This window comes from Hafnia psychrotolerans (assembly GCF_014639435.1).
GTDB lineage: Bacteria > Pseudomonadota > Gammaproteobacteria > Enterobacterales > Enterobacteriaceae > Ewingella > Ewingella psychrotolerans.
On the sequence record NZ_BMFZ01000007.1, the window covers coordinates 275,511 to 287,859 of the forward strand.

The 12,349-nt window shown below is 50.0% G+C and carries 14 protein-coding genes; 12 read left to right on the top strand and 2 right to left on the bottom strand.

Annotation, left to right across the window (positions count from 1 at the left end; all coding sequences use genetic code 11):
• Positions 1-4 precede the first annotated feature (4 nt).
• Entirely contained in the window at positions 5-1,921 is a 1,917-nt protein-coding gene (locus tag IEV89_RS14480; RefSeq protein ID WP_188474235.1) for an ABC transporter ATP-binding protein, read from the bottom strand.
• 184 nt (positions 1,922-2,105) lie between these two features.
• Between IEV89_RS14480 and kefG the strand changes: the two genes are divergently transcribed.
• From kefG to slyD, 4 genes are all read left to right on the top strand, one after another.
• On the top strand, positions 2,106-2,660 hold the full coding sequence (gene kefG / locus IEV89_RS14485) for a glutathione-regulated potassium-efflux system ancillary protein KefG (RefSeq protein WP_188474236.1): 555 nt from the start codon (positions 2,106-2,108) through the stop codon (positions 2,658-2,660).
• Positions 2,660-4,468, top strand: coding sequence for a glutathione-regulated potassium-efflux system protein KefB (kefB, locus tag IEV89_RS14490; RefSeq protein WP_188474237.1), 1,809 nt, complete (start codon positions 2,660-2,662; stop codon positions 4,466-4,468). Before kefG ends, kefB begins: the two co-directional genes overlap by 1 nt.
• Positions 4,469-4,568: 100 nt before the next feature.
• Complete coding sequence (locus IEV89_RS14495) at positions 4,569-4,772, top strand: YheV family putative zinc ribbon protein (RefSeq protein ID WP_188474238.1); 204 nt, start codon at positions 4,569-4,571, stop codon at positions 4,770-4,772.
• Positions 4,773-4,985: 213 nt separating this feature from the next.
• Positions 4,986-5,579 (top strand): peptidylprolyl isomerase, encoded by a 594-nt coding sequence (gene slyD / locus IEV89_RS14500; RefSeq protein WP_188474239.1) that lies wholly within the window; start codon positions 4,986-4,988, stop codon positions 5,577-5,579.
• Between the two features lie 71 nt (positions 5,580-5,650).
• Here the strand turns inward: slyD and IEV89_RS14505 are convergent, their stop codons facing one another.
• The gene (locus IEV89_RS14505; RefSeq protein ID WP_188474240.1) at positions 5,651-5,869 is read right to left on the bottom strand and encodes a protein SlyX; all 219 of its coding nucleotides are present in this window, start codon (positions 5,867-5,869) and stop codon (positions 5,651-5,653) included.
• A gap of 257 nt (positions 5,870-6,126) precedes the next feature.
• Between IEV89_RS14505 and fkpA the strand changes: the two genes are divergently transcribed.
• The 8 genes from fkpA to IEV89_RS14545 form a co-directional block, all read left to right on the top strand.
• Positions 6,127-6,972, top strand: coding sequence for an FKBP-type peptidyl-prolyl cis-trans isomerase (fkpA, locus tag IEV89_RS14510; RefSeq protein ID WP_188474241.1), 846 nt, complete (start codon positions 6,127-6,129; stop codon positions 6,970-6,972).
• Between the two features lie 260 nt (positions 6,973-7,232).
• Positions 7,233-7,955 carry a helix-turn-helix transcriptional regulator gene (locus IEV89_RS14515; protein WP_188474242.1) on the top strand — a complete coding sequence of 241 codons (723 nt, stop codon included), beginning with the start codon at positions 7,233-7,235 and terminating at the stop codon, positions 7,953-7,955.
• A complete protein-coding gene (gene tusD / locus IEV89_RS14520; RefSeq protein ID WP_188474243.1) occupies positions 7,952-8,344 on the top strand; it encodes a sulfurtransferase complex subunit TusD in 393 nt (130 codons plus the stop codon). Before IEV89_RS14515 ends, tusD begins: the two co-directional genes overlap by 4 nt.
• Before the next feature lie 20 nt (positions 8,345-8,364).
• Positions 8,365-8,724, top strand: coding sequence for a sulfurtransferase complex subunit TusC (gene tusC / locus IEV89_RS14525; RefSeq protein ID WP_188474244.1), 360 nt, complete (start codon positions 8,365-8,367; stop codon positions 8,722-8,724).
• Positions 8,725-8,737: 13 nt separating this feature from the next.
• The gene (tusB, locus tag IEV89_RS14530) at positions 8,738-9,028 is read left to right on the top strand and encodes a sulfurtransferase complex subunit TusB (RefSeq protein ID WP_188474245.1); all 291 of its coding nucleotides are present in this window, start codon (positions 8,738-8,740) and stop codon (positions 9,026-9,028) included.
• A gap of 125 nt (positions 9,029-9,153) precedes the next feature.
• Positions 9,154-9,585 carry a 30S ribosomal protein S7 gene (gene rpsG / locus IEV89_RS14535; RefSeq protein WP_188474255.1) on the top strand — a complete coding sequence of 144 codons (432 nt, stop codon included), beginning with the start codon at positions 9,154-9,156 and terminating at the stop codon, positions 9,583-9,585.
• Between the two features lie 96 nt (positions 9,586-9,681).
• On the top strand, positions 9,682-11,790 hold the full coding sequence (fusA, locus tag IEV89_RS14540; protein ID WP_188474246.1) for an elongation factor G: 2,109 nt from the start codon (positions 9,682-9,684) through the stop codon (positions 11,788-11,790).
• A 70-nt stretch (positions 11,791-11,860) separates the two neighbouring features.
• Positions 11,861-12,349, top strand: a 489-nt coding sequence (locus IEV89_RS14545) for a GTP-binding protein (protein ID WP_188474247.1), incomplete at its 3' end; no start/stop codon positions are given.

The window sequence follows — 12,349 nt, forward strand, 5'->3', positions numbered from 1 at the left end:
GGCATCAACTCTCTAAATCAAAGGTTTTTGCTAACGCTTCCAGCTGTTCCTGGGCGTCTAGCCATGTCATTTCGGTGTCATCGAGCACGCCTTTGACCTTAATCTGCTGTTGCAGGCATTCGGTCAGTTCGGCTTTTCGGCTGATGTCATAAAGCGTCGAGTCGGCGAGTTTCGCTTCAATAGTGGCCAGCTCCTTGGTCAGTTTTTCCATCTGAGATTCCAGCGTGGTGATCTGCTTACGCAAGGGTTGTGTCTGATTACGAAAATCAGCCTCGCGGCGTTTCTGATCTTTACGCGACTGTGCGCTGTTTACGCCATCTTTTGACGGGGCTTCTTGCTGACTTTCCTGACGCTGAATGTCTACCAGCCATTGTTGGTAATCTTCCAGGTCGCCGTCAAATTGCTCCACTTTACCGCCATGAACCAGGTACAGGTCATCGGTGGTGGATCGCAATAAGTGGCGGTCATGCGAGACGACAACCATGGCGCCCTCGAAGTCGATCAGCGCTTCGGTCAGCGCTTGACGCATATCGAGATCCAGATGGTTGGTTGGTTCATCGAGCAGCAGCAGATTGGGGCGCTGCCAAACGATCAATGCCAGCACCAGACGGGCCTTTTCGCCACCGGAAAAACGTTCGGTTGGGTCGGTCACTTTATCGCCGTGGAAGCCGAAGCCGCCAAGATAGTCACGGAGTTGCTGTTCGGTCTCTTTATTGGCCAGGCGCACAAGGTGTTGCAGCGGCGAGTCTTCGGCCCGCAGGAACTCGAGCTGATGTTGAGCGAAGTAACCCAGTTTGACGCCTTTCGCCAAGCCGATGTCACCCTTGAGCGGCGGCATAGTTCCTGCCAGCAATTTGATCAGCGTAGATTTACCGGCACCGTTACGGCCCAGCAAACCAATGCGCGATCCTGGCACCAGATTGAGCTTGATCGAGTCGAGGATGGTGTTGTCACCATAGCCGGCGCTGACTTTTTCCATCCGCAGCAGCGGGTTGGGCAAGCTTTCCGGCGAGCGGAAACTAAAATGAAAAGGATTGTCGACGTGCGCCGGCGCTATCAATTCCATGCGTTCGAGCGTTTTTATGCGGCTCTGCGCCTGTTTGGCTTTGGTTGCTTGTGCGCGGAAACGGTCGATATAACTTTGCAGATGCGCCACTTTTTCTTGCTGGCTTTCAAACAGTGACTGCTGTTGTGACAGCTTGGTCGCACGCTGACGTTCAAACGATGAATAATTCCCAGTGTATTCGTTCAGCGTCTGCTGTTCGATATGCAGGATTTTATCGATAATCGGGTCAAGGAAGTCGCGGTCATGGGAGATGAGCACCAAGGTGCCGGTGTAGCTTTTTAGCCACTTCTCCAGCCAGATAACTGCATCCAAATCCAGGTGGTTGGTCGGTTCATCCAGTAGCAATAAATCAGAGCGGCAAATCAATGCCTGAGCCAGGTTAAGACGCATGCGCCAACCGCCGGAGAAGGACTTCACCGGTTGTTGCAACTGGTTCTGGGTGAAGCCGAGGCCACTGAGTAGACTGGCAGCCCGTGCCGGAATGGTCCAAGCCTGAATGGCATCAAGCTTGCCGTGAACGAGCGCGATGGTATGCCCATCATCACGATCGTTGGCTGATTGTAATTCGGACTCCAACTGACGAAACTCGCGGTCGCCATCGATAACATACTCAATGGCGGGGACGTCAAGTGCAGGGGTTTCCTGATTGACCCAGGCTAAGGCCCAGTTATTTGGAAACGTCAGGTTGCCTGCATCGGCACTCATTTCGTTTTTCAGCAATGATATCAGCGTGGATTTACCACAGCCATTTTTGCCGACCAGGCCGACTTTCTGGCCAGGATTAATGGTCGCTGATGCGTTATCCAGCAGAACGTTGGTACCGCGTCGGATTTGTAATGAGGAGAAAACAATCATAAAGCGCCGTGTTGAGAGTATGTTAAATTGTCATCTAAATTCGAGATGATTTATGCGGCTTCTGCACCGCTTGTTTGAACCAAAATTTTCATAATATTAAACAGGGCGTTTTGCGTCCTATTTTTAGTCTTTGCGAAGCATGGTAACGGAAAAACCGCACCCTGACGACGCTTTGGAGGTATTGATGTCGCAGCCACCGAAGGTTTTGCTGCTGTATGCCCACCCGGAATCGCCCGATTCGGTCGCCAACCGTGTTTTATTACAACAAGCGCAAAAATTAGAACATGTCACGGTGCACGATTTGTACGCCCACTATCCCGATTTTTTTATTGACATCCATCTTGAACAGCAGCTGTTGCGCGAGCATAAAGTGATCGTCTTCCAGCATCCTCTTTATACCTACAGCTGTCCGGCATTGCTGAAAGAATGGATGGACCGTGTGCTGGCGCGAGGGTTCGCCAGTGGGGCTGGCGGTAATGAACTCCGGGGCAAATACTGGCGTTCAGTGGTCACCACCGGCGAGCCGGAAGGCGCCTATAAGGCAGGGGGATATAACCGTTATCCAATGAGCGATATTATGCGTCCGTTCGAGTTGACGTCGGCGATGTGCCATATGCATTGGATGACGCCAATTATTATTTACTGGGCGCGCCGTCAGAAGCCGGGAGTGTTACATAGCCATGCCGAAGCTTATGGTGAATGGCTGAAGTCCCCGCTGCCGCAAGGAGGAATCGCATAATGGACGGTTCCAATTTACCGGCAGCTATTCTGCTGTTTCTGTTTGCCGCTGTCGTCGCCGTGCCCATTGCACAGCGTCTGGGGATTGGCGCTGTGCTCGGTTATCTGATCGCTGGTATTGCCATTGGTCCGTGGGGACTGGGCTTTATCCGTGATGTTGATGAGATCCTACACTTTTCTGAACTGGGCGTGGTGTTCCTGATGTTTATCATCGGGCTTGAGTTGAATCCCGGTAAATTGTGGGAACTACGGCGGCAGATTTTTGGTGTCGGTGCCGGTCAGGTGATGCTAACTGCGATGGTGCTCGGTGGTTTGCTCTACCTGACTAAATTTTCATGGCAGGCAGCGCTGATTGGCGGTATCGGTCTGGCAATGTCATCTACCGCGATGGCGTTGCAGTTGATGCGAGATAAAAGCATGACCCGCAACGAGGGCGGACAACTGGGTTTTGCAGTTTTACTGTTTCAGGACATCGCGGTTATCCCTGCGTTGGCATTGATCCCGTTGTTGGCTAATGGCCCCGAAGGGACCAACAACTGGACAATGATTGGCATGAAAGTGCTGGCCTTTGCCGGTATGTTGATCGGTGGGCGTTATTTGCTACGACCTATCTTCCGACTGATTGTGACGTCGGGTGTCCGCGAAGTGTTCACCGCCGCTGCCCTTTTGGTGGTATTGGGTTCGGCGTTGTTTATGGATTCCCTTGGCTTCTCGATGGCGCTGGGGACTTTTATCGCTGGCGTGTTGTTGGCAGAAAGTGAATATCAGCATGAGCTGGAAATCGCCATTGAGCCATTTAAAGGTTTGCTGCTTGGCCTGTTCTTTATCTCCGTCGGTATGGCACTGAATCTGGGTGTGCTTTATACCCACATTTTGTTGGTATTGGTTGGCGTGACAGTTCTGGTGGCGGTAAAGGGCTCTGTGCTTTATACCCTGGCGCGGGTGTTTGGCATTCGGACTTCAGTCCGGCTGCAGTTCTCCGCCGTGCTGAGCCAGGGCGGTGAATTCGCGTTCGTGCTGTTTTCGGCCGCTGGTGCGCAAAAAGTGATCTCCTCATCGCAGCTCTCCTTATTGCTGGTGGTCGTGACGCTATCGATGATGACTACGCCGCTGTTAATGCAGTGGGTGGACCGAATTTTGATGCGCCGTTATAACGATCAGGAAGAGAGTGACGAGAAGCACTATGTGCAAGACGACGAACCGCAGGTGATTATTGTCGGGTTTGGTCGTTTCGGTCAGGTGATTGGCCGCTTGTTGATGGCTAACAAAATGCGCATTACTGTGCTTGAGCGTGATATCAGTGTGGTGGGTCTGATGCGCACTTATGGTTACAAAGTCTATTACGGTGATGCAACGGAGCTTGAGTTGCTTAGGGCCTCGGGGGCGGAGAAAGCTAAATCCATCGTCATCACTTGTAATGAGCCTGAAGATACGATGGACATCGTGCATCTTTGCCAGCAGCATTTTCCGCATCTGAATATTTTGGCGCGTGCCCGTGGTCGTGTTGAGGCTCATGAGTTGTTGCAGGCTGGAGTGACGTATTTCTCGCGTGAAACGTTCTCCAGTGCATTGGAGCTGGGTAAGAAAACGCTGGTGACGCTGGGGATGCATCCGCACAGCGCGTATCGTGCTCAGCAGCACTTTCGCCGTCTGGATATGCGGATGCTGCGCGAACTTGTACCGCAGAATCGCGGCGACGTGGCGCAGATCTCGCGGGTGAAAGAGGCGCGGCGTGAACTGGAGGATATCTTCCAGAGTGAAATGCACAACGAACGTCGCCAACTTGATGGTTGGGACGATAACGAATAGAACGTTTTGTTTCGTGCCCGTGAATTTTTTTTTTGCAAAACGTGTCTGCCGCCCCAACTATAGAGTAGGCGTAATACGCAACATTCCTGGAGAGTAAGTGATGGCTACAACCCGCAAGCGTTTCATTGCCGGGGCAGTTTGCCCACAATGTAAATCACTGGATACGCTAACTTTATGGGCAGAAGACCAAGTCGAAGTGGTCGAGTGCATCAAGTGTGGCTTGCACAAGCGCCAGACGGATGAGCTGGTCAGCAAGGCGTTGCGCCCGGAAGAACAAGTTATCGGTATTTTTGATCCGAAGTAGCGTTATTGGCCGCGTTTTTTTATGCTGTTCGGTACAGAGTCGCGATTTTCCGCTACACTCTTCGCCAAATTTATTCGGCATTGTTTTTGTATCCGTTGTTTTTTCTCAGGATACGGGCAACGTGTTGTAACTGAATTAGCCTGAAACGAAGTGGCGCTCGTTCCCCGAAGCGTTCGCAGACAATAAATTAAGTTTCCAACGGTAGGAGTTATCATGAAAGTATCTAAAGACCTGGTCGTCAGTGTGGCTTACCAGGTACGAACAGAAGACGGTGTATTGGTTGATGAATCTCCGGTGAGTGCACCGTTGGATTACCTGCACGGCCATGGTTCACTGATCTCCGGCCTGGAAACTGCGCTGGAAAATCATGCCATTGGTGACGTATTCGACGTGAATGTTGGCGCAAATGACGCTTACGGCAACTACGATGAAAACCTGGTGCAGCGCGTTCCTAAAGACGTGTTCATGGGGGTTGAAGAGCTGGAAGTCGGCATGCGTTTCCTGGCTGACACCGATCAGGGTCCAGTTCCCGTTGAAATCACTGAAGTTGATGGTGATCATGTCGTGGTTGACGGTAACCATATGCTGGCGGGGCAAGATCTGAACTTCCACGTAGAAGTGGTCGCTATCCGTGAAGCAACCGAAGAAGAGCTGGCTCATGGCCACGTTCACGGGGAACATGGCCACGACCATGGACACGATCACGAACATGGGGACGGTTGCTGCGGCGGCCACGGCCATGATCACGGCCAAGACGAAGTAAAAAAAGGCGGTTGCGGTGGCAACGGCGGCTGCGGTTGTCATTAATCTCCAGCCATGAAGAAAAAGGCATCCTGCGGGATGCCTTTTTTGTTTTTGTTGCCCGGTCACGCGGACAATTAATAGTGTGGCGGAGGTGTCTCTTCGGAGGGGTCAGCAATCTGTGACGGTTGCGAGGCGCGCAGTTTGTCAGTCAGCAGACGCAAGTGATCGTGCAGGCGGCTCATTTCCAACTGATGTGAAGTGACGATGGTATTGAGTTCATCAATCGTCACTTCCTGAAATGCCAGGCGGCTTTCCAGCATTTCCAGACGATCTTCAAAAGTGTTCTGGTCCATAATTTCCCTCTAAGTGCAGCTGACAGGACGGCAGTAGCGCGATTCTACCTGCAATGAATGAGAATTGCCTGACCTTCCCTGTGTAGGATTTATCGTAATATATGGCCTGACAGAAACTAATTAGATCAAAAAAGGTCCGAATAAGACGCTATTGGTTAGTATAGACATTGTCTTGTCTGAACCGGGGCAGTTATAGTAACCGACGAATTTTCGTAATGTTTACCTGAGGTCATAAGCTTCAGGTCTTGGAGAAATGGATGAAATCACTGTTTAAAGTAACACTGTTAGCGACCACTATGGCACTGGCACTGAATGCTACGCAGGTTATGGCCGCTGACGCAGCGAAAGGCGCGGAAACGCCAGCACCAGTTGCCGCCGCTCCGGCAGCGACTGATACCACCAAGTTTAAAAGTGATGACGAGCAGGCTGCTTACGCGCTGGGTGCTTCACTTGGCCGCTATATGGATAATTCTCTGAAAGAACAAGAAAAACTGGGAATCAAACTGGACAAAGACCAGTTGATCTCCGGTGTTCAGGACGCTTTTGCTAACAAGAGCAAATTGTCCGATCAGGAAATCGAAAAAACGCTGCAAACGTTTGAAGGCCGAGTGAAAGCTTCTGCCCAAGCTAAAATGGAGCAGGACGCGAAAGCTAACGCTGACAAAGGTGACAAGTTCCGTGCTGATTTTGCCAAAACAAAAGGTGTGAAGAAGACGGAGTCAGGTTTGTTGTATCAGGTTGAAAAACCAGGTACCGGTGCAGCACCAAAAGACAGTGACACTGTGGTTGTAAATTACAAAGGCACCCTGACCGATGGCACAGAGTTCGACAACTCTTATACCCGCGGTGAACCACTATCTTTCCGTCTTGATGGTGTTATTCCTGGCTGGACCGAAGGCCTGAAACACATTAAGAAAGGTGGCAAAATCAAGCTGGTCATTCCACCAGAACTTGCTTATGGCAAAACCGGCGTTCCGGGCATTCCTGCTAATTCGACTCTGGTCTTTGACATAGAGTTGCTGGATGTTAAAGCAGCACCGAAAGCGGATCCAAAAGCGGCTGAACAGCCTGCTGATGAGGCAACAGCACCTAAAGCAAAATAAATTTGCCCGGTGTGATGAAAAACCGTCGCTTAATGCGGCGGTTTTTTTTGCCTGACAGATTAATTACATTCAGGACCTCATTTTACTGTGGTTACTCTATGATGATCACTTGACGCGTTTGCTCGTCGGGCATAACGTCACTATTCCATGTAATCCCCAGCATGCCTGTCTGTGCAGTTGTTACACTAACAGGCACGGGATATTGATTGATTACGTATTGCTGTTGTCAGGCAAATGTAATGTAGAGGGTGGTAGCTTCGATGTCTAATTCGCTTATATCTGGCGAAACCGGCGAACTGGATTTGCTGGACCAACGTCCTTTCAATCAGACCGACCACGAGATACTCACCTCCTATGAGGCAGTAGTTGATGGTCTGGCCATGTTGATTGGTGAACATTGCGAAATTGTTCTGCATTCTTTGGAAGATCTGAAATGCTCCGCTATTCGGATCGCTAATGGCGAACATACCGGACGGAAAATCGGCTCACCGATCACCGATCTGGCGCTGCGAATGCTGCACGATATGACCGGCGCTGACAGTAACGTCTCCCGGGCTTATTTCACCCGCGCCAAAAGTGGCGTGTTGATGAAATCTGTCACTATTGCTATACGCAATGCTGAGCAGCGGGTGGTAGGACTGCTTTGCATTAACATGAATCTTGATGTGCCTTTCTCGCAAATTATTCAAACTTTTATGCCACCAGAAACGCAGGAAGTGGCGCCATCGGTGAATTTTGCTTCATCGGTAGATGATTTGGTCGCACAAACGCTGGAATTCACCATTGAAGAGGTGAATGCCGACCGTAATGTAGCCAACAATGCCAAGAATCGTCAGGTTGTGTTGAATCTTTATGAGAAAGGTATTTTTGATATTAAAGACGCCATCAATCAGGTCGCTGACCGGTTGAATATTTCAAAGCATACTGTCTATCTCTATATTCGTCAGTTTAAGAGTGGTGATCTAGTAGGGAACGAGCGTTGAAGCTGCGTTATTGTTTGCTCGTCACTGGTCCTGCGTATGGTACGCAGCAGGCGAGTGCAGCCTATCAGTTTGCTTTGGCGCTGCTCGCCTGTGGGCATCAGATTGTGAGTATCTTTTTCTATCGTGAAGGGGTGCTTAATGGCAATCAATTGTCGGCACCTGCCTCGGATGAGTTTGATCTGGTGCGCGCATGGCAGCGTTTAGCCGTGAATAACCAGATAGCGCTGAATGTTTGTGTGGCCGCGGCTTTGCGCCGTGGCATCATTGATGATGCTGAAGCGCATAATCAGGGGAGAGACTTTGCGAATCTTCAGCCTGGATTCACCCTTACTGGCCTCGGCAGTCTGGCTGAAGCATCGCTGACCTGTGACCGACTGGTGCAGTTTTAAACGCAAGGTGTGAACCCAATATGAAGAAAGTCGCTTTTATATTTACGCAAGGGCCACACGGGACGTCATCAGGTCGGGAAGGGTTGGATGCGCTACTGGCGACGTCTGCCTTAACTGAGGATATCGGGGTATTCTTCGTGGCTGATGGCGTGTTTCAGCTGTTGGAAAATCAGCAACCGGAAAAAATCTTAGCGCGTAATTACATTGCGACGTACGGTATTTTGTCACTCTATGATATCGACCAGTGCTTTGTGTGTGCGGCCTCTTTAAGTGATCGCGGGCTGGCCGAAGAGCGTCATTGGGTGCTGGATGTCGAGACATTGGCAGAAGTTGAATTACGTGAAAAGTTGTCAGAATACGATGTCGTTATGACCTTTTGATTCAGGAATACACATGCTTTTTACCCTGGCAAACTCTCCGCAATCTTGTGATTTAACAGCATTTCTTCGTCTTGTTGGTCCCCAGGATGCACTGTTGCTGGTACAGGACGGGGTGCTGGCGGCTGTAAAAAACAGTGAGGCCAGCAAATGCCTGACAGCATGGGGACTTCCGGTTTATGTGCTGAGTGAGGATCTGGCTGCGCGAGGCTTGATTGGCCAAATTTTACACAGCACGACCTTGATCGACTATACTGGTTTCGTTGCGCTGACCGAGAAACATCCCCAGCATATTGCATGGCGATGATCGCTAATATTGTATATTTCTTGACACCCTCGTAGGTCAGCCCTAAAATTCTGCGTCCCCGTATTAGGTCATGCTTATTATGGGGGCGATTTATCACTCGTTTACAAAGTAGTTTATGAAACAAAATAGATCCTAAGTTCGGATCCGAACTGCTGGCTAAATTCGTAAACATTCTGATGGTAGATGGTAAAAAATCTACTGCAGAAACAATTGTTTATTCTGCTCTTGAGACCCTGGCTCAACGTAGCGGGAAAAACAGCCTGGAAGCTTTCGAAGTCGCTCTGGACAACGTTCGTCCGACTGTCGAAGTTAAGTCACGCCGCGTAGGCGGTTCAACTTATCAGGTTCCAGTTGAAGTACGTCCGGTTCGTCGTAATGCTTTGGCAATGCGTTGGATCGTTGAAGCTGCTCGTAAACGCGGTGATAAATCCATGGCTCTTCGCCTGGCGAACGAACTTTCTGATGCAGCAGAGAACAAAGGTACTGCTGTTAAGAAACGTGAAGACGTTCACCGTATGGCTGAAGCCAACAAGGCGTTCGCCCACTACCGCTGGTAATCACCTTGCAGTAGTTATGCTAACCAAGCGGGCGCTTCAAGAAGCCAACCCGCTTGGGTTAACTAAACTTGAACGTCCTAGTAATAGAGGAATCAAATGGCTCGTAAAACACCCATTGAGCGCTATCGCAACATTGGTATCAGCGCGCACATCGACGCCGGTAAAACGACGACTACCGAACGTATTTTGTTCTACACCGGTGTAAACCATAAAATCGGCGAAGTTCATGACGGCGCAGCCACCATGGACTGGATGGAACAAGAGCAGGAACGTGGTATTACCATCACTTCTGCTGCTACGACTTGTTTCTGGTCTGGTATGGCTAAGCAGTTCGAGCCGCACCACATCAATATCATCGACACCCCAGGGCACGTTGACTTCACCATCGAAGTTGAACGTTCCATGCGTGTTCTTGATGGCGCTGTAATGGTCTACTGTGCAGTTGGTGGTGTTCAGCCACAGTCTGAGACCGTATGGCGTCAGGCTAATAAATATAAAGTTCCACGCATCGCGTTCGTTAACAAAATGGACCGTATGGGTGCTAACTTCCTGAAAGTTGTTGGTCAGATTAAATCTCGTCTGGGCGCGAATCCAGTTCCATTGCAACTGGCAATCGGCGCAGAAGAGAAATTTACCGGTGTTGTTGACCTGGTAAAAATGAAAGCCATCAACTGGAATGATACTGACCAAGGCGTGACCTTCGAATACGAAGAAATCCCTGCGGACATGGTCGAGTTGGCTGATGAATGGCGTCAGAACCTGGTTGAATCTGCTGCAGAAGCGACCGAAGAACTGATGGACAAATACTTGGGCGGCGAAGAGCTGACCGAGGAAGAGATCAAAACTGCACTTCGTTCACGTGTACTGCGTAACGAAATTATCCTGGTTACCTGTGGCTCTGCGTTTAAAAACAAAGGCGTACAGGCAATGCTGGATGCAGTAGTGGAATATCTGCCAGCACCAACTGACGTTGAGTCTATCAACGGTATTCTGGATGATGGTAAAGATACTCCGGCAATTCGTCATTCTGACGACAAAGAGCCGTTCTCTGCACTTGCGTTCAAAATCGCAACTGACCCGTTCGTGGGCAACTTGACCTTCTTCCGTGTGTACTCGGGGATCGTAAATTCCGGTGACACAGTGTTGAACTCAGTGCGTTCACAGCGTGAGCGTCTGGGGCGTATCGTCCAAATGCACGCTAACAAGCGTGAAGAGATCAAAGAAGTTCATGCTGGCGATATCGCTGCGGCCATCGGTCTGAAAGATGTCACTACCGGTGATACTCTGTGTGATCCAAATAATGTGATCATTCTTGAGCGTATGGAGTTCCCGGAGCCGGTTATCTCCGTAGCCGTTGAACCAAAAACCAAAGCCGACCAGGAAAAAATGGGTATGGCTCTGGGTCGTCTGGCAAAAGAAGATCCATCATTCCGCGTTTGGACTGACGAAGAATCTGGTCAGACTATCATCGCAGGGATGGGTGAACTTCACCTGGACATCCTGGTTGACCGTATGCGTCGTGAATTTAACGTTGAAGCGAACGTAGGTAAGCCGCAGGTTGCTTACCGTGAAACGATTCGTGACACTGTTAAAGACGTTGAAGGTAAACACGCTAAGCAGTCTGGCGGTCGTGGTCAGTACGGTCATGTCGTTATTGACATGTCTCCGTTGCCACCGGGTGGCACAGGTTATGAATTCGTCAACGAAATCGTTGGTGGTTCTATTCCTAAAGAGTTTATCCCTGCAGTTGATAAAGGTATCCAGGAACAGCTGAAGTCTGGTCCATTGGCAGGTTATCCGGTTGTTGACGTTAAAGTACGTCTGCATTACGGTTCTTACCATGACGTCGACTCCTCAGAATTGGCCTTTAAATTAGCCGGTTCTATCGCCTTTAAAGAAGGTTTCAAACGAGCTAAACCAGTTCTGCTTGAGCCAATCATGAAGGTTGAAGTCGAAACCCCTGAAGATTATATGGGTGACGTAATGGGCGACCTTAACCGTCGTCGCGGTATCATCGAAGGCATGGAAGATACTGCCACCGGTAAAACCGTTCGCGTTAAGGTTCCTTTGTCTGAAATGTTTGGTTATGCAACAGACTTGCGTTCTCAGACTCAGGGCCGTGCTTCTTACTCCATGGAATTCCTGGAGTATGCTGAAGCACCTAGCAACGTTGCTAAAGCCATTATCGAAGCTCGTGGCAAATAAGCCACTGGTTTAAAACAATGATCCAGTGCTCTCTCTATGAAGAGAGAGCACAAGAGTAAGGAATATAACCGTGTCTAAAGAAAAGTTTGAACGTACAAAACCGCACGTTAACGTTGGTACTATCGGCCACGTTGACCATGGTAAAACCACCCTGACTGCTGCAATTACCACCGTTTTGGCTAAAACCTACGGCGGTTCTGCGCGCGCATTCGATCAGATCGATAACGCACCAGAAGAAAAAGCTCGTGGTATCACCATCAACACTTCCCACGTTGAATATGACACCCCAGCTCGCCACTACGCGCACGTAGACTGCCCAGGCCACGCCGACTATGTGAAAAACATGATCACCGGTGCTGCTCAGATGGACGGCGCAATTCTGGTTGTTGCTGCGACTGATGGCCCTATGCCACAGACCCGTGAGCACATCCTGCTGGGTCGCCAGGTTGGCGTTCCTTACATGATCGTATTCATGAACAAATGCGACATGGTAGATGACGAAGAGCTGCTGGAATTGGTAGAGATGGAAGTTCGTGAACTTCTTTCTGCTTACGATTTC